Here is a 24,682-nt window from a genome sequence, read left to right as displayed (position 1 = left end):
GATATTTACACCTTAATATTAATGATCGAACCTATCGTTTCAGAATCAGTTTCAATCACTTCTGTTGACGCTTCCCCTTGTCTTAATGACTCATTAGCGGTAAGTAATGCCGAGGTTTTATCAGGCTGCGCAACATCTCTTGTAGATTCAGCCGGAGCCGCACTTTGAGTCGGTGTAGGTTTAGCCACATCTATTGTTGCTTGAGTGAGCCCAGATTGAGCACTTTGCAAGCCTTGCAGACCGGATGAATAAGCAGATTGGATTTGCATAACGGTATTCCTGCACGCTGTGATTAATGGGTCAATTATTGACCAATCACCTGCAAAAGTACAGGTTTTATCCGCATTCTCACCATTTATTTATGGTCTTATTTATCCTGTGATCCAATTAGCTTCCCAATCCTTAAATACGGGATTAAAACCCTGCAGTTGCATCTGTTCGATGACTTGCTCGACGCTGCGATCATCGCTTATCTCAAATTGATCGAGTTGACTGTCGGGTGCTTGATAGCCGCCCGGTTGTGTCGAACTACCCGCACTGATTTGAGTAATTCCAAGTGGCAAAAGATTATCCCTCAGCTCAGGGCTTTCCCTTGTCGACATACTGATATCAAGCTGATGATTAAAAAGTCTAAATGCACAAATCATTTGCACTAAACCTAAATCCGATAGCATAACTTTTGGGGTGATCCCGCCAGTACAAGGCCTTAACCTTGGCAGCGAAATACTAAAGCGAGTGCGCCAATAGCGACGCTCTAAATAGTCAAGATGATATCCCATCATTAACGCATCTAAACGCCAATCATCCAGCCCCAGTAATACCCCAAGACCAATTTTATCCCCCCCCGCCGCCGCAACTCTATCCGGTGTTGCTAAGCGATAGGCAAAATCCATTTTTTTACCTCGGGAATGGTGACGAGCATAAGTCTCGGGCTGATAGGTCTCCTGATAAATCATCACAGCATCTAAACCTAGCGCGACTAACTGGCGATAATGGTCCTCACTCATGGGTTGGACCTCCATCGCCACATGGCTAAATTGCTGCTTTACCAACGGCAACATTTGCTTAAAATAATCGATGCCGACCTTAGTTTCATGCTCACCCGACACCAGTAAAATAGAATCAAAACCTCTGCCTTTGATAATAGCTATTTCAGCCATCAACTCCTGTTCATTCAAGGTCTTGCGTTTGAGTTTGTTACTCATGCTAAAACCACAGTAATCACATTCATTAGCGCACAGATTCGAGACATATAGCGGTAAATACATGCCAAGATTCGCGCCAAATCGCTGCCGCGTAAGCGCCGCAGATTGCTGCGCCATGGTTTCGATATAAGGCTCTGCCGCAGGTGATAACAAGGCCAGTAAGCTGCGTAAATCCCCTGCTGGACTCACTAACGCCCGCTCGACATCTTGGGCTGTGCAAGAATACAAATCGAGTAACAGTTTATCCCGTGGGATTTTGGCAAATTCCGCTACAAAACTCATTGGTTTAAAAATCCTGTCAGAGGACTGGTCTGTACCGCGCCCGTTTGTACTCGGCCAAGCCCAGCTTCAAACGCCCGTCTACCGCATTGCACCGCATCCTTAAAGCACTCGGCCATCACTATCGGCGACGCGCTGCTGGCGATGGCGGTGTTGACGAGCACCGCATCGGCGCCCAGCTCCATTGCCCGCACAGCCTGTGAAGGCGCGCCAATGCCGGCATCGATCACCACTGGCACCCGCGACTGCTCTATGATGATTTTTAAAAAGCTTTCAGTGACTAAACCCTGATTACTGCCAATCGGACTCGCCAATGGCATAACCGCAGCGCAGCCCACCTCTTCCAAGCGACAGCACAGCACAGGATCGGCATGCACATAGGGCATCACGATAAAACCTTTATCACAGAGAATCTTGGCCGCTGCTAAGGTTTCAATTGCATCGGGCATCAGGTACTTAGGATCGGGGTGGATTTCGAGCTTAATCCAATGAGTTCCCAGCATTTCACGGGCAAGCTCAGCCGCAAACACCGCTTCCTTGGCGTTTCTCGCCCCCGAAGTGTTAGGCAATAGCCGGACACCCGCTTGACGTAACGGCGTGAGTAAATCATCAAGCCCCATTTTAAAATCAATTCTTTTCATCGCAACTGTCACTAACTGCGATTTTGAAGCCATTATCGCCTCGATCATCACTTGGCTATTGCTGAACTTTCCCGTCCCAGTAAATAAACGCGACTCAAACTCCACATCGGCAATCTTTAACATACTAGCCTCCCGCTACAGCTGAGAAAAGTTCTAATTTATCTTCATGTTGGCAGAGAATAGATTGCCAGCGATTGCGCGGAACGACCTCAGCATTCAACACGATAGCAACTGAATCGAGGGCAATATTTTGTGCGAGGATCACAGCCGCGAGTGACGTCGGTTCAGATAACGACTGCGGGATATTGTTTATGTGAATTAAAATCATATCAAACCTCAAGACTATCTTTATTTGATGATAGATAAGCCCCTTTGGGACCACACACATCACAGTGGGGATCCCGCGTTAATACAGCAGCAGTCCACGCAAGTGATTTAGCGTCAAAGCGCCAAAAACGCCCCAACAAGGCATTTTTCGGTTCATCACCACCGCTATTCACACTCAGCAAGAGTTGCATTGCCACCAAAGATTGCATTGACGCCATCACGCCTACGCTGGGGCCGAGTACGCCTTGGGTACTGCAGCTCTGCGACACTCTCGTCTGTGCGGGGAAAATACAGTGATAACAACCGCCAGAGGGGAGCTGCATTTGATCGACCGCAAACAATTGGCCGCTAAATGCTGCGATTGACGCACTAACTAAAGGCAAAGTAGCTTCGATACAGCAGCGATTAATGGATTGGCGAGTCGCAAAGTTATCGGTGCAGTCAAGCACGAGCACTCTTTTACCCTGTTGTTTTAATTGTAAAACCTCAGCGAAGTGATGAGCTGATGTCTCAGCACTAAATACTGTTTCATGGGCAGTAACAGTGCACTGCGGCGCTAAGCCTTTGAGCTTTTGCTTGGCAACTCGCGCCTTATTGAGTCCAATGTCGGCATCGTTGAATAGCAATTGTCTTGGTAGATTCGATACTTCAACCTTATCCATGTCGATTAAGGTCAAGTAGCCAATGCCTGCACAGGCCAGATACTGCGCCGCCAATTGCCCTAAACCGCCAAGCCCTACAATAACAACGCTGGCGTCGGCCAGTAGTAATTGTCCGGCCTCACCCACTTCTGGCAATAAGACTTGCCGAGAATAACGGATGAAATTGGCATCACTTAGTGTATGAGCGCTTTGTGTACCGTCGCAAAGAACCTCTGCGTGAGCAAGCGGTTGGTTTTTACTCATGCTTAGCAACCTCATGCTTTACAGCCAGTTCTTCAGACAAGCTACATTGCTCCCAAGCTTGGCTCAGCTCTGCAAACGCTGCGACTGGATCCTTAGCTTTCGTTATTGCGCGCACCACAGCAATATTGCCCACCCCAGTGGCTTTCACCTTTGCCAGATTATCTAAGTCGATGCCGCCAATGGCGACCAAGGGATAATGGTCTTGGAGTAACGCCACATAGTGCTTAAGTTTTGCGAGCCCTTGGGGCGCTGAAGGCATTTGCTTCGTCGTGGTTGGGAATATATGCCCAAGCGCTATGTAGGATGGCGAGTATTGATGCGCCAATAACAACTCGAAATAACTGTGGGTGGATAGACCTAACGCGAGCCCCGCGGCTTGAATGGCCGCTAAGTCGGTAACGGCGAGATCTTCTTGGCCTAAATGTACCCCAAAGGCATGGTATTTTATCGCTAACTGCCAGTGATCATTGATAAAAAGCTGCGCATTAAAATGCTTACCTAAGGCAATGGCCGTTTGAATTTGTGCTTCTAATTCAGAGCCAACCAACTCAAATTTACCTGACTCAGACTTGCCTAGCGCAGATTTATCTCGCTGGTATCCTGCTAACCCTGCAGCAGTTGACCCGCTGGTATCGGTTTTTATCCGTAACTGCACGGTTTTAACACCCGCAACTAACAAACTTTCCAGCATGATTAAGTCACTCACCACGGGATAAACACCAAGATCGGCATCGAGCACTTTAAAACCGTGGGATGAGATGTATTGAGCTGGCGTCGAAGTTATTCTTACCTGAGCGGTTGCCTGATCTGTTGCGGAAAAAACTGTTGCAACTAAGTCATTACCAACATCAAGATGTTGGTTGAGGTGATAACTAATAAAATTACCATCACACAATTTTATCTTGGCATAGCGGGACAAGTCATTGGGCCACCCCGTACGGGCCAACGGCCCTGGACCTTGCCCTAAACCAATCGCCGCGCTTAAGCCTTGACTCACGTAGGCTTTGGCAACCACCACCGCATCTTGCAATACAAAACCTTGCGCTAACACGGCGGCAATAGCCGATGACAAAGTGCAGCCGCTACCATGGTTATGACGGGTATTAACCCGCGGGCTTGCCAACCAGAAACGCCCATTTTGATGCAGCTCAGAGCTCGCGCGCACGTGATGGCAAACCAGATAATCCTCGGCAAGCTCAAAATCCCAGCCGTTGCTATCGAGAGTGCTAACATGAACGTTAGCCTGAGTTTGAACATGAGTATCATCAAGAATATCAGTGCTGCCAAAGCTTACATCGCCCCCTTTAGCGAACACACTGCAATCTAAACTCTGGGATAAAGCCTGTGCTGCAGCAACGAACTGCGATTTGGTCGAAACATCACTGTTAGTTAACCGCCCAAGTTCAAGCACATTGGGCGTGATAAGTTCGATTAAACCTTTGAAAGGATAAAAATCTAAGGCTGATTTAGCCGTACTTTTTATATCCTGACAGTTATCTACTGCGAATGCATCGCCACAACTGGCGACCATCACAGGATCGACAATCACAGGCACAGATGGATAGTGGATTTTAAAACTCGCGATCCAATCTGCCAGCAATGCCACTTGAGTTTGATCTGCCAGTAAGCCGATTTTAATTGCTTTGGGTGGCAAGTCGGAAAGTAGAGTCGTCAGCTGAGCCATTAACATCGCCGCTGATACGGGCTCAACTAAAATGACCGCCACTGAGCTTTGCGCCGTCACTGTGGTGATCACGCTGCAACCGTGACAGCCCAAATCCTGAATCGTTGCCAAGTCCGCCTGAATACCGGCACCGCCGCCACTGTCTGAACCGGCTATGGTCCAAACAAACGCGGGACGCTCGGTACTCATGGGCAATTTCCCCCCATGAATACCCAGCATAATTAGGCTTCCTCAGCTTCGGCGACAAGCTTGTCTTTCACGTGATAGATCTCGGCGCCCGAGGCAGCAAATTGTGCCGATTTTAGCGCCATTGCCGCTTCCAAATCCTGCGGCGTCTTGATTGTGACTTGCATGGCTTGGGCAGCCGCTTCAACTTGCTCCGCTTTCGCTTGTGCCGCCTCTAAGCCAGCGGCATAGGCGCGAACATCTTGGGTGATTTTCATCGAACAAAATTTAGGGCCGCACATAGAGCAAAAATGCGCGACTTTAGCGGATTCCTGCGGTAAAGATTCATCGTGATAAGCACGCGCGGTTTCAGGATCGAGTCCTAAATTATATTGATCTTCCCAGCGGAATTCGAACCGCGCCTTTGCCAGCGCATTATCACGAATTTGCGCACTCGGATGACCTTTGGCCACATCGGCGGCGTGGGCGGCAATCTTATAAGCAATCAAACCTTGCTTAACATCTTGTTTATTCGGTAATCCTAAGTGTTCTTTTGGCGTGACATAACACAACATAGCGCAGCCGTACCAAGCTATCATGGCCGCGCCTATGCCGGAGGTGAAATGATCATACCCAGGTGCAATATCGGTGATTTGTGGGCCAAGGGTGTAAAACGGCGCTTCGTCGCAGTGAACTAACTGCTTGTCCATGTTCTCTTTAATGAGCTGCATCGGGATATGTCCCGGTCCTTCGATAATGGTTTGCACGTCGTATTCCCACGCGATTTTGACTAGCTCACCTAAGGTTTCAAGCTCTGCAAACTGGGCGGCATCATTAGCGTCGGCAATCGATCCAGGACGCATACCATCGCCTAAAGACAGGGATACATCGTAAGCGACGCAAAGCTCACAGATCTCACGAAAATGACTGTAGAGGAAGTTTTCTTTGTGGTGACTCAGGCACCATTTGGCCATGATTGAACCGCCGCGGGAAACGATCCCAGTAACGCGTTTAGCCGTCATCGGCACATAACGTAGCAGTACACCAGCATGAATCGTAAAGTAATCAACACCTTGCTCAGCTTGTTCAATTAAGGTATCGCGGAACACTTCCCACGTTAAATCCTCTGCCACGCCGTTTACTTTCTCCAGCGCTTGATAAATCGGCACTGTGCCAATGGGCACTGGCGAGTTACGGATGATCCACTCGCGGGTTTCATGGATATAACGACCTGTGGATAAATCCATTACCGTATCTGCGCCCCAACGGGTAGACCAGACGAGCTTTTCCACTTCTTCCTCGATGGAAGAGGTCACCGCCGAGTTACCGATATTGGCGTTCACTTTCACCAGAAAGTTACGCCCGATGATCATAGGTTCGGCTTCGGGATGGTTAATATTCAGCGGAATAATCGCGCGGCCACGGGCGACTTCAGCGCGGACAAATTCGGCGGTAATCGGTTCGCCGACTAAGGCACCAAAAGCTTCGCCCTTGGCTTTACGATTGAGGATTTCATCCTGTACTTGCGCAAGTGCCATGTTCTCGCGGATCGCCACATATTCCATTTCGGGCGTGATAATCCCTTGACGGGCATAGTGTAATTGACTGACTCGTTTGCCCTGCAGCGCTCTGCGTGGGCTGACAATGGCACTCGAGCCTGCCTCAAAACGCAGATGATCTAAACCGTCGTCGGCGAGTCTTTGTTGGGTAAAGTCTGAGGTCGCGCAGGATAATTGCTCTGTGTCGTTGCGGGCTAGGATCCAGTTTTGTCTTAATTTACCAAGGCCTAGACGCACATTGATGTCGGCCTCAGGATCGGAATAAGGTCCGGCGCAATCGTACACGCGGATTGGCGGATTTTTTTCCATGATGGGCGCATCATCTGTGCCGCCGACCAGGGTGTCAGTCTGCAGAATTTGCCGCATGCCAACGCGAATATCGGCACTGGAACCCTCGAGATAAATCTTTTGTGAATTAGGATGTTGCAGTGGCGCTAGCGTATCGATAAAGGCTTGGGCCTGCGCACGGGTTTCGCGGCGACTCGGCGCCTTAGGCACTGTTGATTGACGAGACTCAGTCGATTTATTAGGGATTGTCGATTCTAGCGCTGTGATTTCTATCGCACTGGCAGCTACAGCTGGGTTTGGGTTTGAACTGGACATAAGCAATCTCACGTTAAAAAATGGAGTTGCTTGTCTGGAGAATTGAGTTGTTGATAGCTGGACATGGCAATCAACTTTTGTGGCCAACACTGGCTTCAAAAATTGAGTTACCCTGCTCAATAACAATTAAATCTAAACATTAAGGCTTAAAACACTGCTGAGTTAACAGGTGTTCAAGCCGTCTATTTTGGCGATTTAATGTGTGTTATTACGCTTGTTTCCTTCGCAGGTTTTAACCTGATCAGGTTCAACGGATCCCGAATAAACGGTCTCAGCCAAGAGGCACTCCGACAAGATGAGTGCGCAGTATAGACAGAAGCGGCAGCAACAAACAAGGAAAAAAGCAATTAAAAATCTTAACCACCAATCCAAAATAAAGATTCATAATTAATTGTTTTTAATTGATTAAATAAAATTAAACTAAAAAATCTATAATTAGCATGAAAATAGATCATAAAAGAAAGCAGCTATTGATGGGGTTTGAGCATCATTTTATTTAATCGAGATTGAATGGCATCATCAATAGCTTGATTGATTTTTTTGCCACTGCAGTTAATGGGAAAACCTAAATTTTCGGCGTTAGGATTAACTTGAGTGCCGACTTGTACCACGCGATAACAAGTATCCCCTTTACGCACAATACGATTTGGATCTAAGGGTAAATCTAGACTCGTTGTGCCACCGAAATCATCGGCGTTAGGGACAAATAGCACCTCCATCTCTGGGCTCATTTCACTCATATTCGATTTCAGGGTGAATTTATCGGCCTGTTCAATGACGAGATCATCGAGCGCTTGCTCGCGCTGACGTTCAAAATATTGCTGCGTGAATAAACTCATGCTTGAGCTTGTCGCTATTGTGCTCTCACCTTCTGCTGCGGGTAAACTCTTAGCGCCAAGCTGCGGCTTTATTTCTGTGGTATCAAGCGTATTAGTTGGTTTTTTTGCCGTCACTTCAGCGGGCTGTACTTCACTTTGGGCACTTGATTGAGTTCTCTTTGATTGAGATTGGTTCGATTGATTGATGTCCGGTTTAACCGTATCTGGCTTCACTTTTCCCTGCTCTACTTTTTCCGCTTCCACTTTTTCAGAGACGGCCTTTTCAGGTGCTATTGTTTCAGGCATGACCTTTTCAAGTATTGGCAGAGGCTTAACTTGAGTTGGAGGTGTGGGAACTGGTATAGGCTCAACTAAACTTGTCGCTTCAGTCTTATCCTCGGCCTTTATCTCAGTTTCGGACTCCGAGGTTTCGGCTTTCTCTACCGCGGGAGCATAAATAAAGTAAGCCTTGATCGCTGCCACTTTAGGGCCACGGCTTTCTATTTCCTTCAATCCAAAGGGATTTAACTGCGGGCGCCACAAAATGCAGATAAGTAAAAATAAACACACATGCACTAAGAGTACGAAAAATAGCAGACTTAATTCTTTGAAATATGGCTGACGAGCACGCAAAACTGATCCCGTACCCAATCCCTGAGCACTAGTTTGTATTGTCCTAGACAGTTCAGGTTTGGATTCAGACTCAGGAACCAATTTATGTTGATGTTCAGCATGGATTTCTTGCAGTACCAAATCTTGGGTTTTATCTTGAGCTATGCCTTTGATGTCATGCTTAGAGGCTGAATGACCTGCATCGCTATTGAACGCTAATGGCTCCGTATCAGTGGTAAAAACAGGCGTTTGAGCAGCATCCAGTTCACCGAGGTGATGATCAAAGGCGATAAAAGTCTCGCCTTCTGGCGATGTGACCGAAATCAGCAAAGCACTATTGGCATCATCTCCAATCGCTATCGCTGTAGGAGATGCTGTCAATAAAGGCGCGGCCTTGGGTTGATGTTGAAAAGGCAAAATCCATCCTTAGGTTTTGTATAGTATCCATTGATTTCAATGATGCTTAACGTGGAACGATTACACTCTAATTCAATATCAATCCAATATCGGGTTGGTGAATATTGAAAGCGAATTATCTATTGATTGCATTTACTTACGAGTGCTCAACGCAGATTAGAGGAGGCAAACAGAGCAAAGTTCAATGCGAATGCAACCTGCTACAAGCACAGTACTTTACGCCAGTGCTTGATAAGTCACTTGCCAGTTAAGACAAATAAGGTTGGAAATTGGGATCATAATCGCGCTAAATTGAATGTTAAATCTCACGTCTTGAAGCGAGTAGCATCATCAATGCGATGCACTGATGGGAGTGCAAGACGGCGTTAAAAATCTAAAAGATGAAAAATAGAAGCCAACCACAAATTTAAGCTTACAAGTGTACGCTTAAATATGGTGGTTTATTTTTCTAACTGATAGACTCAGTCATTATCGTTTACGAGTGTGTATCTACCATGTCGAGTCAAAGTGTTACCGAACAGCCAAACACAGTTAAAAACCCGGTAAAATCTGGACCATATAGTATCAAAGAAGAGATCGCTAACAGTGTATCCCATGGCCTAGGTGTCATTGCGGGGATTGTGGCATTGGTGCTCATGCTGCTTAAAGGTCAAGATCACCTAACGCCAATTCAACTTGCGGGCGTAACCATTTATGGTGCGAGCATCATAGTGCTTTTCCTATGCTCGACGTTATATCACAGTGTTAGCCATTCAGGCTGGAAACATAAACTGAAGATCGCCGATCACTGCGCTATTTACTGTTTAATTGCAGGGACTTACACACCTTTGATGCTGATAAGCCTACAGGGGACACAATCGGTAGTGATTTTAACGGCCATTTGGTCGCTTGCAATTGGTGGGATCCTATTTAAGACACTGTTTATTCACAAATTCAAAAAGTTAAGCCTAGTGTTGTATCTCGCTATGGGTTGGCTATGTGTCACTGTGATGGGCGATTTAACGGCGGCGATGTCAGAGGTAGGCTTTAATCTATTAATCTTAGGCGGGTTATTTTACACCTTAGGGGTTGTATTCTACGTCGGTAAACGCATTCCATTCAATCATGCCATTTGGCATTTGTTTGTGCTCGGCGGTGCCATGAGTCACTTTCTGTGTATTTATCTGACTGTTATTTAAATGATTATGATTTAACTGATGGTGATTTAACTGATGGTGATTTAACTGGCTCTGATTTAAATGACTATGATTTAACAGATGGTGATTCAGCTGGCAGTGATTTATCTATGGGTCAAAGCTAAAAGTCGTTAATTATCTATTCATGAACTTCCTCAAACGTTCTCTCGAACATCGCAATCAAGTACGGCTATTCAATTCAGTAAACAGCGACGCTAATAGCGTCGCTTGTTCTGCTCTGCCACACTGGCGCCAAAGCGCAATAATACATTCTGCGGTACACAAGCCCCCTTCTTGCTGATTACGCCGCAATATAAAGGCGGATTCAGGCATAAGTGGCGGCAAACTAATCCGTGCGGCTGTTTTGAGATAGGGACTCTGGCGCAGCATCTTACGCGCCTCCTGCCAAGTCGCATCTAAAATCACCACTTGGTTCGGCATTCGTTGTGCTGCTATGACTGTAGATTGCGCAGGCACTAACAAGGCTTGTGCGTTCGAGAGCGCTGGCTCAGTATCACTTGCAGGAAACAACAGCTTGGCTTGCTGGGATGCTAGCATTGCCACTAAATTTTTATCAGGTGCCGTTCTCGACCAAACGATGCTTTTCACGACTTCAGGGAATGTGGCTAACGCAAGTTGGCCAGTATTCGTTTTGCGAGTTAACTCGCGTTCGTGGGTCAATAAAATAATCTGCATTGTCTTCCCTGCTGCGGCAAAAGAGTGAGAAATTGTCTTAAACATCCACTAAGTCAGGCACAGACTCGAAGCACATCCACTTAAAAAATCAGGTTAAAATAACGGTATTCAATCGCCAATAAACCAAGAAAACTAAGTTTGACGTGAAATAAAATCATAGATTAAGGTTATGATTTAAAATAGTAAAACTTAAAAATATTCCAATACTATCTTTTTTAGCAGAAAAGTTTCACGCTCTATTGATTGGCCTTTATGGGGATGATTGCGCTGAATATCTTCATTATGGGCGATAGCTTGATGAATATTGAGCCATTGAGGTCGCATGCCATTTTTAATCTCATGGGCTTCTAATCGAGTCTCACCTAATCCACGCTCGCCCAAGGTGGTGTCGATACGGCACACATAACAGAATGACTCCATGTGCACTACATTCGCCCCCTCACGGTACCAAGGTCGAAACTCTTCGTAACGACCAAAGGGGGCTAACACTTGAATGTCTAAGGCACCGGTTTCTTCCTGAAGCTCGCGGATCAGTCCATCTTCGAGACTCTCGCCATCGTCAATTCCGCCTCCGGGTAAGCTGTAGTCGCGGTATTTTTGGGTATAAAGTAGCAAAATGTCTTCACCCGATAACACTATCGCGCGGGCAGCTCTGCGATAAAAAACGCGTGCCGTCTGTAGGTTAACCGCAGGATCTTGGGTGGTTCTCAATAAACGCATCGTCGTAGCCATTTGCCGAAAAGGAGTCGAAGCATAAACGAAAATGCGCCAAATGCAGATCAAAAACTGCCACAGAGGCAATAATCACACTCAGTCCAGTCCGAGTGATTAATAGATTTTAACGATTACAAGATTGATTGTTAACGGTTTATGCAAAAATCATTTTACCCATAATATTAACAACGAGATCGCGATGCATCATCTCTTTCGCCTGATTCTCATTATAGCCGCTCATCTTAGTTCTCAACGTAATGCCCAAGCGGCAAAAATGCTCAAGCGCATTCAAACTCACTATGCTCACTCAAGAGCTGGGCCAATTGCTGCTGATAGGCGTGAATAATTTCAGGAGTTTGCTTATGCGCCGGCATGCGTTGGTAATGGCCAATCACCTGCGACAGGTAGCGTTGTGCTCGCTGCAAACTTGCTTCATCTAACGTCTGCCACATTAACGACCCAGTAGCAGTGATAGGCAGACCATTTGGAGCTGCGATTGTACTGACATGGAGGATTTCGTAGAAACGTTGATTCTCTTCCAATAAGTGTTCCGACTTAAGCCCTAGCCCTAAGGCCGAAAGTGATTGCCTGACATAGTAATTATGATGCACGGGACACAAAATAAACTCGAGGTGCCGCAGTGGGTGTTGCGCTAAAATTGCCCGCACTAATTCCACCAGCAATTCACCACCCACGCCAGCGATGATAATCAACTGTTTATCTTTGTCACTGGTTTGCTCGAGCGGTAAAGTCGCGACATCAAGGCAATGCACTTGCCACTGAGTATGACTATATAAGTTTGAGTTTGAGTTTTGTTCTTGGTTTGACTGTGAGTCTATGTCTGGGTTTAAGTCTGGATCTGAGTGTGGCGCTAAGTTGGGATTAAGGCCTGATAAGTCAGCGGGGAAAAAACGCTGTAAACGCAGCTCAAGCGCCTGCATTAGCGAAGGCACACAATCGACAAAATGCACTTGGCGAGCAGCATTCCTTTTTAACAACAGCATACCGAGCAAACCATGATCGCAGCAGCAATCCCAAATATGATCGTAATGACCAGTGATCATGCTGTTTATCTGTTGTAAACGTTGGCTAATTTTCACGGTTTGACCTTACTGCTGCGGCTCCAAATGCTGTAAATCCCACGCTAAATTGCATTTTTAAGCAAAAAGAAAGCGCGCAGTTTACCCGAGTCAAAAGCAAACCACATCTTTTGTTCGTGCCCTCAAAGTGCTTCTCGTCACGTCTGTTACGACACGCCTTAATGTGGTGAATACGTATGCAGGCCGTTGCGGTTAAAAAGCCATCGCCACTAGTATGCTGTGAGTCACATTCATTATAAAAACAAGGATCAAGGAATGTTCATCAAGACCAACCCTATTCAGTTCACTCGCAGCGACTTAACTGCCCGTCACGTAACAGACTGCCACTTAACAAACAGCCACACTCGCCAGTGCTCATCGCGACAAAAGCTATCGCAAGCGCTATTAAGCCCTACAGCTATCGCCCTTGCGGTCACGAGTCTTTTTAGTGCCAACGTATTTGCCAAAACCGTTACCGTCAGCTCACCCAACCAACAAATTCAAATCAGCTTGAGTGATGATACTGGCCGCCCCGAATATAAAATCGATTTTCACGGCAAGACAGTCATAGAACCGAGCCGCTTAGGCTTAGTTTTTCAATCCCTTGGCGAACTCGGTCAAGGATTACAGATAAAAAGCAGCGATAAACAAAGTGCCGATGAAAAGTGGCAACAACCTTGGGGCGAACAGGAATGGATCCGCGATCAACACAATCAACTGACTGCTGTATTAAGTAATGGCAAGGTGCAACTCGAAATCGAATTTAAAGCCTTTGACGATGGGATTGGCTTTCGCTATCACTTAGCCCAACAAGCAGCCCTGCCCGCCAATTCGCCGCTATCCATCACTGACGAGTTAACCGAGTTCAATGTCGGCAAGAGCGATAAAGCCACAGCATGGTGGATCCCTGCCCGCGGCTGGAATCGCTACGAATATTTATATCGCACCACAGCGCTTAAAGACGTCGATAGAGCCCATACCCCCTTCACCTTTAAACTCGCAGACGGTACGCACTTAAGTATCCACGAAGCCGCCTTGGTGGACTTTGCCGCCATGACCTTAGATCAACAGCGCGATGGCAAACTTAAGGCCGATCTCACGCCTTGGTCCGACGGTATTCGCGTCAAAACCCAAGTGGGTTTTTATACGCCGTGGCGCACCATTCAAATTGCCGACAAAGCAACTGGGCTACTCAATTCGCACCTCATCCTAAACCTCAATGAACCCAATAAACTCGGCGATGTTACTTGGGTAAAACCAGGGAAATACGTCGGTATTTGGTGGGGAATGCACTTAAACGAAAATACCTGGGGCTCGGGCCCAACCCACGGCGCCACCACCAGTGAAACAAAGCGTTATATGGATTTTGCCGCTAAATATCAGTTTGATGGCGTACTGGTAGAAGGTTGGAATGAAGGTTGGGATGGCGACTGGTTCCACAACGGCGACCAATTTAGCTTTACTAAGGCCTATGCTGATTTCGATCTGCCCGCCATCACAGCATACGGAGCAAAACAAAATGTACGTTTAATCGGCCACCATGAAACCGCAGGTTCAGTCACGCATTATCGCGAGCAAATGGCAGATGCCTTCGCCCTGTATGAGCAGCATGGTGTTACTCAAGTCAAAACGGGCTATGTCGCCGATGGTGGCCAGATCAAGCGCATAGATGACAAAGGCATTACCCGTCACGAGTGGCACGACGGCCAATTTATGGTCGGTGAGTATTTGCACAATGTCACTGAAGCAGCGAAACACCACATCAGTATCAATACCCACGAGCCGATTAAAGACACAGGCCTGCGCCGAACCTATCCGAACTGGATCTCCCGCGAAGGTGCCCGCGGCCAAGAGTATAATGCTTGGGGTAGCCCACCAAACAGCCCTGAACATACGGCCATATTACCCTTTACCCGCATGCTTGCGGGTCCAATGGACTTTACCCCGGGAATTTTTGACTTAGCGCCCAAGGGGTTGGATGCTGAAAATCGTGTGCAAACCACATTGACCAAACAGCTCGCCTTGTACGTTGTGCTCTATAGCCCAATCCAAATGGCAGCGGATCTGCCGCGCAATTATGAAAAGCACTTAGATGCCTTCCAATTTATCCGCGATGTGCCCACAGATTGGTATCAAAGTGTCGCGCTGGCCGGTGAAGTCGGTGACTATGTGGTCTTTGCTCGCCAAGCGAAGGATCAAGGTGATTGGTACTTAGGCGCACTCACGGATGAAACCGCACGCACGGTCACGGTCAAACTGGATTTCCTCTCCCCGAATAAACGTTATCAAGCACAAATTTACCGCGATGGCGCAAAAGCCGATTGGAAAACCAACCCCTATGATTATGTGATAGAAACAAAAGAGGTGAGTGCTAAAGATAGCCTAAACCTCTCACTCGCCAGCAGTGGCGGCACGGCAATAAGGTTCAAAGTGCTTTAATAAAGTGCTTTAACGACTTTGTTGCGAGCAACAAAGTCGCTATAAACAAAGGGAGCTAAAAAGCGCCCTTTGTGTTTACTGTGACCCAATTAGTTTAATGTCAGTGCCACTATTTTAAGTGGATGATTGTCATCGAACGAAGGGAAATCCTCATGGGGATCGAGCCAAGTGTGCGTAGTGACTGTACGGCCTTGTTTTTCAACGCAGCGCACTAAACTGTCAAACCATGCTTGGCGCTCGACTTTCGCCACATTGTTACAGCAAACGATAGTGCCACCGACTTTCGTCGCCATTAATGCGGGCTTGAACAAACCTTGATAATCATTAACCAAATCGACAATACCAAAAGCACTCTTGGCATAACGCGGCGGATCGAGGAACACCAGATCAAACTGGGTTTGCGCCAATTTGGGATAACTCGGTAATTTTTGATTGCGACGCCCTCCCACACTCAAGCCTGCCAATTGGCGCAATGCCGGAAACGCATCACTCTGCACAAACTCACATACATTCGACACCTGATTTAACGCCGCATTCGCTTTGCCCGTCGCTAAAGCAAAGGAAGAAAAATCAACATTCATCACCTGAGTCGCGCCGCCGATGGCTGCCGCAGTACCAATGCCGCAGGTGTAGGAAAACAAATTCAGCACAGTTTTATCTTGGCTGTGTGCCCGCACATATTCGCGGCCAATACGCATATCGAGGAATAACAGCGGATCTTGTCCTTCGTGGCGCAGTTTAGTGCTGAACTTGATGCCATTTTCCTGCATTACTCGCTCAGAACTCGCAATCTCTGTCAGTGCGGGTGATAAGGCATTCAATACACGGGAATGGCCTAATGAACGATCGTTATACACAATCGGCAAATCGGCCTGTTGCAACAAAACGGCGCTAATATCACTCAACTCTTCGTCGGTTAAGGTCTGATGAAAACTCTGCACTAGCCAAGTATCGCCATAACGGTCGACATTCAAGCCACTCACGCCTTCAACTGTGCCATGGAACACCCGAAAACAATCGGTTTGATCCTGTTCTGCTTGTTGTAAAAAATCATGGCGTTTCGCCAGAGCCGTCGATAACAGCGTTTGAATAGACATAAAAAGCGGGACTCGCGCAGCGGAAACCTGCGTAAGGTTTCAAGAGGGAAAATGGCATAATACCAAACTAGGTCGCAGAATATCGGAAAAGTTCGCCCCGAAAACAGCATAAACACCGACTAACATCCAAATGGGGGAACTCTATGTCCCCCCAACCCGCCAAGCCTGTTATAACCAAGTACACGGAATAATTTTCAAACAAAGATGTAGGTTAAATCACTTCAAGCAACGGCTCTAACCCTAGCGCCGTTTTAGTCGGCACAAACTCTATCACCTCAAACTCAGCGACATCGGCAATGCAGAAAGGATCTTGCTGCAAAATAGCCTCTAGCGCCGCGCGACTTTCAGCCTTGGCGAGGATGACGCCACCGGTACGTGGCACTTTGCGACCCGAGGCGACAAAAGTCCCTGCGGCATAATACTGATCAAGATAAGCAATATGGGCGGCTAAATGTAACTCCACTTCTGCAATTGGCTTTTTATAGGTAAGCGAGACAACAAACATAGGGATCCTTTAATCAACTGAAAAAATTTAAAATAATCGAACGAAAAACGCTTAATCTGGCGATCATCATAAGCTAAGTACCTATCTGATCCCACCATATCTAGGCTGGCTATTATCATAGTGCAGAGTGCGCGACTTTCGAGTCAAGCTATCGGCATCCGTACTGGATATTTATTGCATCCTGACTCTTATTAAGTGCGTTGAACTCGCCGTCAGTTATGCTGCGGTTGATTTTATCACTCAGTTAACATCCGCAATAACAATACCCTTTTTTCTAAAAAATAATGCAATGACTGATCATCAAGTATTCTAACAAGATTAGAGAGTTATTTGAGCATTCCAGCAAACCTATAACTATTGATAAACTGTCCAAATGCGTTACATCTATGTTTCCATCCAGTTACTAATCCATGATGAATACGTATGTAAGCAGTTGTGCAAAAATCTACGCCGAGGCTACTATAAATCCGCTCGTTTCACCCTCTGCTTGTGGGGTTTGAAATCTGTGAGGTCGTTTCTGATAGGGTTACATACAAGGATTGCTATCAGACTTAAGTTCTTTCTGCTGACTGGCTTTAGGCCACTCACTTGGGCTAACCCCTTTGAATTAAGGTGTTAGGTCCAAATTTGAAATGAATTTATCGGCGAATATGCTTCTGAGGGAGGAGTATATTCGCCATTTTTTCACAGAGTACACTCATTCATGGCATGCGCGAAACTACCATGAATAAGCCATGAATCTGACTCTTAGCTTTTATTGTATGCTCTTGGCTGTGATGAAATAGCTCACCACATAAAAGCAAAGTACAGTGCCAATCCATTGCTAGGCAAAACAATTAAAACAATAAGCACTCAAGGCAGAACGACTGCCGGCAACAGAAAGGAAGTTCAATGTCTTCGAATCACCAGCAAGATCCCCATCAAGCCGCAGCGCCTCAGTTGCCGCATGCATTCAAGCAACAACCTGAGCTGAGTTTCTGGCAAATTTTTAATATGTGTTTCGGTTTTTTAGGCATTCAATTTGGGTTTGCCCTGCAAAATGCCAACGTCAGCCGCATTTTTCAAACCTTAGGGGCTTCTATCGATGAAATTCCCATACTGTGGATTGCCGCACCACTGACGGGTTTATTGGTTCAACCTATTATTGGTTATTTGAGTGATAACACTTGGGGACGCCTTGGCCGTCGTCGCCCCTATTTTTTGATTGGCGCGATTTTTACTACCCTTGCCATTTTCATCATGCCGCACTCGCCTACCCTGTGGATTGCCGCCGGCATGTTATGGATCATGGATGCCTCGATCAACATCGCCATGGAGCCGTTTCGCGCCTTCGTCGGTGACAATTTACCGAAAAGCCAACGTACTCAAGGCTATGCCATGCAAAGCTTTTTCATCGGCATTGGCGCTGTGGTCGCTTCGGCCTTACCCTATATTTTGACTCACTTTTTTGATGTTGCGAATACTGCACCAGCGGGTGAAATTGCCGATTCAGTACGTTATGCCTTCTATTTTGGCGGCACAGTATTATTGCTCGCCGTTAGTTGGACTGTCGTATCGTCAAGAGAATATTCCCCTGAAGAATTAGCCGCCTTTAACGCAAAACAAGCCGATGCTGAAGATGAAACCTTAGCTCGCACTCGTACCCGCAAGGACTATCAATTTGCCTCCATCGTGTGGATGGGTCTCGGCGCCCTGCTAACCTTCGCTATTGGGGCGCAGGATTTAGACAAGCAGCTGTATATTTTGAGCTTAGGGATTTTCGCCTTTGGCCCATTGCAATTGTATTGCGCGCTGCGTTTAGGCAATTCACAACCCGCTGAACGCAATAAGCTCGGCATGGTATTTAGCGTGGTCGATGACTTGTTCCATATGCCCAAAGCCATGCATCAACTGGCGATCGTGCAGTTTTTCTCTTGGTTCGCACTGTTTGCCATGTGGATTTACACCACTGCCGCCGTGACGTCTTACCATTTTGGCAGCAGCGATGTGTTGTCCCAAGCTTATAACGACGGCGCAGATTGGGTCGGCGTACTATTCGCCTCCTACAATGGTTTTGCCGCCATTGCCGCGATTTTTATTCCTATGCTGGCTAAGCGTATTGGCATCAAGCTGACCCACACAGTCAATATGTTCTGTGGTGGTATAGGTTTGATTAGTTTCTTTTTTATTACAGACCCAAGCCTGTTATGGCTGCCTATGATAGGTGTCGGTATCGCGTGGGCGTCAATTTTATCTGTGCCCTACGCCATGTTGTCGGGCATGTTACCCCCGCAAAAAATGGGCGTTTACATGGGGATTTTTAACTTTTTCATCGTCATCCCGCAGCTTCTTGCCGCCAGTGTGCTGGGTTTAGTGCTCAATGGTCTGTTCGATGGTCAACCTATTTATGCACTGATCACAGGTGGCGTCTTGATGATGTGTGCAGGCATTGCCGTATTATTTGTCGACCAAGACGTTGTCGAACAAAATAACCCAAATAATCAAAGTGCAGCGATGAACCGCAAGACCCACTTAATCACGAAAGCCACAGGCAAATTAACAAATAAAAGTTAGCTCTTTATAGCAACGATACACATTAGGCGATATGCAGAAATGCATGTTAAGCGCGGTGAATTCGGTCATTTGGCTAATCACAGCAGCATAAAATATCTTTATCAATTCAATCACTATAAAAATAAAACCATTATTTGGGGAGAACGAGATGGAATCGAGTCCTACGCCGCAGCAGGACCTGCACACCAACCAAAACCGTCACACACAAGCGTTAACAAAGCGCAGCCGCCTAGCGCTTGCCGTCGCCGCAACTCTATTAGGGACAATAGGATTCACAGCCTGTTCACCCACATCGAATTCAGCAACAACTGCCACAAGTGTGAATGCAGCGCCAAGTGTGCAGCAGGTTGCGCCCGGCGCACCGGGTAAAGCGCCGACTTGGGCATTTTCGGGTAAAACTGGTATTGGGACGTCTTACGAGCCTTATACCCAAGGTCAATACCAAGATACTAAGCGAAATCCCATTAGCCGCGTTTGGTTCTCCCTCGCCCAAGGTATTTTAACCGAAACCATGTATGGTCTTATTCACAATGCGCAGCTCAAAGAACTGCAATTTGTGGTCACGGGTAATGGCTTTGTCGATACCGAAAAAGAGAACACTATCAGCAGCATAGAATATTTAGATACAGATGCTAACGGTCGCCCGCAATCCCTTGCCTATAAAATTATCAATAAAGATGTTGAAGGTAAGTATCAGATTGAAAAGCATATCTTTACCGATCCCGACCGCGACACTTTGATGATGCGTGTCACCTTTACCGCCTTTGAAGATGGCATTACACCGCATTTGTATGTCAATCCGCATATCGACAATGCGGGCGCCAATGATATCGGCCGCATCGACACTCATACTGACAGTCATGCCAACACTCATGCTAATAATCAGGCGCTGGTGGCCTATACCGCCGCCAAAGACAGTAGCGTAATGACGGTAAAATCCGATCTGAATTTTGTGCAGGCTACGACTGGCTTTGTCGGTGTTTCCGATGGCCTAGCCGATTTGGCCGATAACGGCAAACTCGATACGCCCTATCAAACGACCAGTGCGCAAGATAAATCGACCGTTGGCAATATCGCCTTTACCGCGAGTTACCCTACGCTCATCAAAGCCAAACCCGTCACTTTTAATCTCGCCATCGGTTTTGGTAAAGATGAAGCACAGAGTTTAGCCAATGCCGATGCCAGCTTGGCCGCAGGTTATGATGCTGTGCTCAGCAATTACAACACAGGCTGGCAGGGTTACCTAAGCTCGCTGCCCGCCATCGCTAACATGGCCAACAACACGACCGATAACGGTAAGCTGCTGTATACCAGTGCTATGGTCTTGAAAGCGCAGGAAGATAAAACCTATGCGGGCGCACTTATCGCCTCGTTATCTAATCCTTGGGGCGATACGGTTTCGGCAGCCGTGCCGAGCACTGGCTATAAAGCGGTATGGCCGCGCGACTTTTACCAATGCGCCATGGCATTCCTCGCCATGGGTGACACACAAACGCCCAAAGTGGCCTTCGAATACCTGAAAAAAGTGCAAGTGACCGAAAAGACGCCCGGCTTTACGGGTACGCCCGGTTGGTTCCTGCAAAAGACCCATGTGGATGGCCAAATTGAATGGGTCGGCGTGCAACTCGATCAAACTGCCATGCCTATCATGCTCGGCTGGAAACTCTGGCAAGCGGGCGTACTCACCCCTGATGAGATCAGTCACTGGTATCAAGAGATGCTCAAAGGTGCAGCGGACTTTTTGATCAGCGGCGGTGACGTCAATCTGGATTGGAATCACACCCAAATCACCCCGCCCAAAACCCAGCAAGAACGTTGGGAAGAACAAGCGGGTTACTCACCCTCGACAACGGCCGCGGTGATCGCAGGTCTTGTTGCCGCGAGTGACATCGCCAAAGAAGCCAAAGATCCCGACTCCAGCAGCCGTTATCTTGCCGCCGCAAAAGGTTTAAGTGATAGCTTAGAAAAGTACTTAGTCACCACCCAAGGGCTATTGAAAAACAGCGCAGATGTCAGCGCGCCTTACTATTTACGTTTAAGCCCGAATGGAAAGCCAAATACTAGCGATACACTGGCGGCAAATAACGGTAAGCAAGGTTTAGATCAACGTCAGATCCTCGATGGCGGATTTTTAGAACTAGTGCGTTATGGCGTGCGCGGTGCAACTGACAAGCTCATCAATCAAAGCCTTCAACTGATTGATAATACAGAGCTTGAGCACAACCTACGCCTTAAATACGAGTTTACCGCCAAAGATGGCAGCACTATCCCCGGCTTTAGACGTTATGGCAACGACGGTTACGGCGAGGATACGGTTACTGGCAAAAACTATGCGGAATCTGGCAGCAACAGCGCCGATCAGCGCGGCCGAGTCTGGCCCTTCTTCACCGGCGAGCGTGGTCATTTTGAATTAGCACTCGCCCAAGCAAAAGGCGAGCTAACAGGCAATAACGCGCAGCAAACCAAGCAGCAGTTAATCAACACCTATGTGCAAGGCATGGAAACCTTTGCGAATGCGGGCATGATGTTACCCGAGCAAGCGTGGGACGGTGTCGGCGACGCCACCCGCTATCATTACCAACTCGGACAAGGCACCAACTCTGCCACACCGCTTGCTTGGACCCATGCCGAATACATCAAACTGGTGCGCTCAATGACCGATGGCCAAGTCTGGGATTATTACCCTATCGTCCCAGCGGCATTGAAATGACAAGTTGAAATAGCCAATTAAAATAGCGCATTAGCTTAACGATACTTTGATAAATTGCAGGCTAGAACAGCATCCTAGATGTTGTTCTAGCTTTTTATAGACGGTTTTATGATGCCTGATTTAGCGCCCGCTTTTCATAGGCTTATGCTGCGGGTAATCTTGCGGCGTGCAACCAAATTGCATTTTAAAGGCGGCACTGAAACTGCTGACACTCAAATAACCTAAACTATGGGCCACCATAGTCGTGCTCTCCCCTTGGCTTAAGCTCTCAAGCGAATTTAACAAACGAAACCTTTGCCGCCATTGTCGATAAGTGAGCCCAGTTTCAGCTTTGAATAGTCGCTCAATCGTTCTCACACTCGCGCCGCCCATTTCGGCTAACTCGGTCAGTGAGTAACTCACTTTTGGACGTCGGATCAGCGTTTGGATCAAGCGGCTGAGTCTTGGATCTGAGCCAGCAGGTAAATGGGCATCCAGACTGTCCAGAGTTTGGAGCTCATCGATGGCAACCAAACCCAGCCGATGCAGTTGTCCACTGTCCATAAGATGTGAACTTTCACAAAGTTTAAGCACTAATTCACGCATCAGCGCTGTCATAGTCACCATCACCACTTGCGTATCCTGTGGCCTAACGCCATAACTAGGGTCAATATAAATATTGCGAGTATGGGCGTGGGTTTCACTGTTCACTTGATGGGGCAGATTGCAAGGGATCCAAACGGCATGGGTTGAGGGTACCACCCAGACGGCATTTTCACTGCGAACACGTAACAAACCTTTGGCGGCCCAAAGTAGCTGACCCCGCGGGTGCGAGTGAGGTTCGATGCCCGCTTCCGCCGCCATATTGCGAGTATGGGTCAGCACGGGCCGATTGGCATCTATGATAAACGCCGCATCACTGGGTGTTAACAATGTCGCTTTAGGAACATATTTTGACATATTACCCTCTTAAAACGCCAAAGTAAGTCAGCTATCTTAGTAGGCATCTTTTACGTATTCAACCCAATAGGTCGGTGAGCATGAAACATTTTATTGGCGTTAAACAACTAGCGTTTTTCAGTGCACTGTTGATCGCTACTTTACTTGCGCTTTTTCCGCTAAGTCAGCATCCCGCGGTGTTTTCCTACAGCGCAGGCGTAGTGTTAGTGACCTTGATGTTTTGGAGCACTGGTTTCTTCCCGCCCTTTATGGCGGGATTAATCTTTTTTGCCCTTGCCACCATTTTTAAACTCATTGAGCCGAGTATACTTTTCTCCGGATTCGGCTCAACTGCGGTGTGGTTAATCATTTCGGGGTTTGTGATCGGCAGTGCCATCACTCAGTCAGGTTTAAGTCGCAGAATGGCCAGTTTGATTGCCCCCATACTGACCACAAGTTATCCACGCTTAATTGCGGGTTTGGTCTTTAGTGCTGTACTGCTTGGCTTTGTGATGCCCTCATCCGTTGGCCGTGCAGTGGTACTGGTGCCTATTGGTATGGCGTTAGCCGAGCAAGTCGGTTTTGCTCGTGGTAGCCATGGGCGGATAGGCATTGCGACCGCCCTAGCACTGGCGTGTAACATGCCCAGTTTTGCCGTGTTGCCCGCGAATATTCCCAACATGATATTAGCGGGTTCCAGTGAGAATCTATTCAATATCCACTTTGGTTATACTGAGTATCTCTTATTGCATTTTCCAATCCTTGGCTTACTCAAATCAATATTGATTGTGGCGCTAGTCATTTTCCTATTTCCTGCAAAAATTGATAACAACCAGCCTGAACGCGTTATTGAAAAAGAAGCTTATAACCTTGGTATGCAAAAGAAAGTTGCACTGTTACTGGCTATTACTTTGCTCTTTTGGGTGACTGACTCGCTGCACGGCATTAATCCCGCTTGGGTAGGATTAACAACGGCTATCTTGTTATTGCTCCCAAAATGGGGAGTGCTTGAGCCTAAGAGTTTTAATAGTTCAGTGGATTTGTCGACCGTCATTTTTGTCGCGGCGGCCTTAGGTCTGGGAGCATTGGTCAATCATTCCGAGCTCGGCACTGCACTAGGTCAACTGTTCAGTGAATGGTTACCTTTGCAGCAAGGGGCATCGTTCCTGAATTTTATGTCGTTATCGTTAATCGCGACGCTAACGGGATTAGTGGCAACGGTTCCTGGTGTACCGACAGTGTTATCCCCCATGGCAGCAGACTTTGCCAATGCAACTGGCTTCTCCACTCCAGCGGTATTAATGACGCAGGTGATCGGTTTCTCAACCGTGATTTTTCCTTATCAGGTTGCTCCTTTGATTTTGGCGATGCAATTATCCCAAGAGCCATTAACTAAACTACTTCGCATCACCTTACCTCTAGCGGCAATAACTCTAGTTGCACTTATTCCACTGGATTATCTGTGGTGGCTATGGCTCGGTTGGATAGCCTAAACCCTCACCATTGGCGGTATTCATGCCGCCAATGGTGGATTTTAGAGCGGTTATATCAAGAACTCACAAGGCCCACGTCCAAAGCGCG

General features: G+C 47.2%; 20 protein-coding genes and 1 riboswitch. Of the genes, 6 read left to right on the top strand and 14 right to left on the bottom strand.

All coding sequences use genetic code 11. The features are described 5' to 3' along the window. Nucleotides 1-5: 5 nt before the first annotated feature. The 8 genes from HUB64_RS09460 to HUB64_RS09425 form a co-directional block, all read right to left on the bottom strand. Nucleotides 6-269, bottom strand: coding sequence for a chemotaxis protein (locus tag HUB64_RS09460; protein ID WP_105252574.1), 264 nt, complete (start codon nucleotides 267-269; stop codon nucleotides 6-8). A 102-nt stretch (nucleotides 270-371) separates the two neighbouring features. Continuing rightward, on the bottom strand, nucleotides 372-1,487 hold the full coding sequence (thiH, locus tag HUB64_RS09455; protein WP_173244707.1) for a 2-iminoacetate synthase ThiH: 1,116 nt from the start codon (nucleotides 1,485-1,487) through the stop codon (nucleotides 372-374). Beyond that, nucleotides 1,484-2,248 carry a thiazole synthase gene (locus HUB64_RS09450; protein ID WP_173244704.1) on the bottom strand — a complete coding sequence of 255 codons (765 nt, stop codon included), beginning with the start codon at nucleotides 2,246-2,248 and terminating at the stop codon, nucleotides 1,484-1,486. The genes thiH and HUB64_RS09450 overlap by 4 nt, the downstream gene beginning before the upstream one ends. A gap of 1 nt (nucleotide 2,249) precedes the next feature. After that, nucleotides 2,250-2,453 carry a sulfur carrier protein ThiS gene (gene thiS, locus HUB64_RS09445; protein ID WP_105252576.1) on the bottom strand — a complete coding sequence of 68 codons (204 nt, stop codon included), beginning with the start codon at nucleotides 2,451-2,453 and terminating at the stop codon, nucleotides 2,250-2,252. Nucleotide 2,454: 1 nt separating this feature from the next. Beyond that, nucleotides 2,455-3,357, bottom strand: coding sequence for a HesA/MoeB/ThiF family protein (locus tag HUB64_RS09440; RefSeq protein WP_173496869.1), 903 nt, complete (start codon nucleotides 3,355-3,357; stop codon nucleotides 2,455-2,457). Next, nucleotides 3,350-5,260: a thiamine phosphate synthase gene (thiE, locus tag HUB64_RS09435; RefSeq protein ID WP_173496868.1), complete on the bottom strand. Its 1,911-nt coding sequence runs from the start codon at nucleotides 5,258-5,260 to the stop codon at nucleotides 3,350-3,352. The genes HUB64_RS09440 and thiE overlap by 8 nt, the downstream gene beginning before the upstream one ends. Before the next feature lie 2 nt (nucleotides 5,261-5,262). Continuing rightward, on the bottom strand, nucleotides 5,263-7,368 hold the full coding sequence (gene thiC / locus HUB64_RS09430; protein WP_254451405.1) for a phosphomethylpyrimidine synthase ThiC: 2,106 nt from the start codon (nucleotides 7,366-7,368) through the stop codon (nucleotides 5,263-5,265). Between the two features lie 201 nt (nucleotides 7,369-7,569). Further along, nucleotides 7,570-7,668: riboswitch (TPP riboswitch) on the bottom strand. Nucleotides 7,669-7,835: 167 nt separating this feature from the next. Further along, nucleotides 7,836-9,215 carry a hypothetical protein gene (locus HUB64_RS09425; RefSeq protein WP_173244695.1) on the bottom strand — a complete coding sequence of 460 codons (1,380 nt, stop codon included), beginning with the start codon at nucleotides 9,213-9,215 and terminating at the stop codon, nucleotides 7,836-7,838. A 494-nt stretch (nucleotides 9,216-9,709) separates the two neighbouring features. On the opposite strand from HUB64_RS09425, the gene HUB64_RS09420 reads away from it, so the two are divergent. Then, entirely contained in the window at nucleotides 9,710-10,393 is a 684-nt protein-coding gene (locus tag HUB64_RS09420) for a hemolysin III family protein (RefSeq protein WP_028759837.1), read from the top strand. After that, nucleotides 10,369-10,515, top strand: coding sequence for a hypothetical protein (locus tag HUB64_RS09415; RefSeq protein WP_173496867.1), 147 nt, complete (start codon nucleotides 10,369-10,371; stop codon nucleotides 10,513-10,515). The genes HUB64_RS09420 and HUB64_RS09415 overlap by 25 nt, the downstream gene beginning before the upstream one ends. Before the next feature lie 55 nt (nucleotides 10,516-10,570). Here HUB64_RS09415 and HUB64_RS09410 read toward each other — a convergent pair whose 3' ends face one another. The 3 genes from HUB64_RS09410 to HUB64_RS09400 all read right to left on the bottom strand — a co-directional run bounded on the left by HUB64_RS09410 (nucleotide 10,571) and on the right by HUB64_RS09400 (nucleotide 12,900). Beyond that, nucleotides 10,571-11,086: a tRNA-uridine aminocarboxypropyltransferase gene (locus HUB64_RS09410; protein WP_173496866.1), complete on the bottom strand. Its 516-nt coding sequence runs from the start codon at nucleotides 11,084-11,086 to the stop codon at nucleotides 10,571-10,573. Between the two features lie 189 nt (nucleotides 11,087-11,275). Next, the gene (locus tag HUB64_RS09405; RefSeq protein ID WP_173496865.1) at nucleotides 11,276-11,806 is read right to left on the bottom strand and encodes an NUDIX hydrolase; all 531 of its coding nucleotides are present in this window, start codon (nucleotides 11,804-11,806) and stop codon (nucleotides 11,276-11,278) included. Nucleotides 11,807-12,078: 272 nt separating this feature from the next. Next, a complete protein-coding gene (locus HUB64_RS09400; RefSeq protein WP_173496864.1) occupies nucleotides 12,079-12,900 on the bottom strand; it encodes a tRNA (adenine(22)-N(1))-methyltransferase TrmK in 822 nt (273 codons plus the stop codon). 255 nt (nucleotides 12,901-13,155) lie between these two features. On the opposite strand from HUB64_RS09400, the gene HUB64_RS09395 reads away from it, so the two are divergent. Further along, nucleotides 13,156-15,318 (top strand): glycoside hydrolase family 97 protein, encoded by a 2,163-nt coding sequence (locus tag HUB64_RS09395; protein ID WP_173496863.1) that lies wholly within the window; start codon nucleotides 13,156-13,158, stop codon nucleotides 15,316-15,318. An 89-nt stretch (nucleotides 15,319-15,407) separates the two neighbouring features. On the opposite strand, the gene HUB64_RS09390 is transcribed toward HUB64_RS09395, so the two are convergent. Beyond that, nucleotides 15,408-16,415 carry a class I SAM-dependent rRNA methyltransferase gene (locus HUB64_RS09390; protein ID WP_173496862.1) on the bottom strand — a complete coding sequence of 336 codons (1,008 nt, stop codon included), beginning with the start codon at nucleotides 16,413-16,415 and terminating at the stop codon, nucleotides 15,408-15,410. A gap of 211 nt (nucleotides 16,416-16,626) precedes the next feature. After that, a complete protein-coding gene (locus HUB64_RS09385; RefSeq protein ID WP_173496861.1) occupies nucleotides 16,627-16,920 on the bottom strand; it encodes a YciI family protein in 294 nt (97 codons plus the stop codon). Nucleotides 16,921-17,811: 891 nt separating this feature from the next. Here HUB64_RS09385 and HUB64_RS09380 point away from each other — a divergent pair. Further along, on the top strand, nucleotides 17,812-19,473 hold the full coding sequence (locus HUB64_RS09380) for an MFS transporter (RefSeq protein ID WP_173496860.1): 1,662 nt from the start codon (nucleotides 17,812-17,814) through the stop codon (nucleotides 19,471-19,473). A gap of 148 nt (nucleotides 19,474-19,621) precedes the next feature. Further along, a complete protein-coding gene (locus tag HUB64_RS09375; protein ID WP_173496859.1) occupies nucleotides 19,622-22,183 on the top strand; it encodes a glycoside hydrolase family 15 protein in 2,562 nt (853 codons plus the stop codon). Nucleotides 22,184-22,303: 120 nt separating this feature from the next. On the opposite strand, the gene HUB64_RS09370 is transcribed toward HUB64_RS09375, so the two are convergent. Continuing rightward, complete coding sequence (locus tag HUB64_RS09370) at nucleotides 22,304-23,122, bottom strand: helix-turn-helix transcriptional regulator (RefSeq protein WP_173244669.1); 819 nt, start codon at nucleotides 23,120-23,122, stop codon at nucleotides 22,304-22,306. A gap of 80 nt (nucleotides 23,123-23,202) precedes the next feature. Here HUB64_RS09370 and HUB64_RS09365 point away from each other — a divergent pair, with 80 nt between their 5' ends. Continuing rightward, a complete protein-coding gene (locus HUB64_RS09365) occupies nucleotides 23,203-24,594 on the top strand; it encodes an SLC13 family permease (RefSeq protein ID WP_173496858.1) in 1,392 nt (463 codons plus the stop codon). Nucleotides 24,595-24,682: the final 88 nt, after the last annotated feature.

Source organism: Shewanella sp. ISTPL2 (assembly GCF_013283205.1).
GTDB classification, from domain to species: Bacteria; Pseudomonadota; Gammaproteobacteria; order Enterobacterales; family Shewanellaceae; genus Shewanella; species Shewanella oncorhynchi.
Note: the sequence above shows the minus strand (reverse complement) of the source record. Positions and strands in the feature narration are given on the sequence as shown.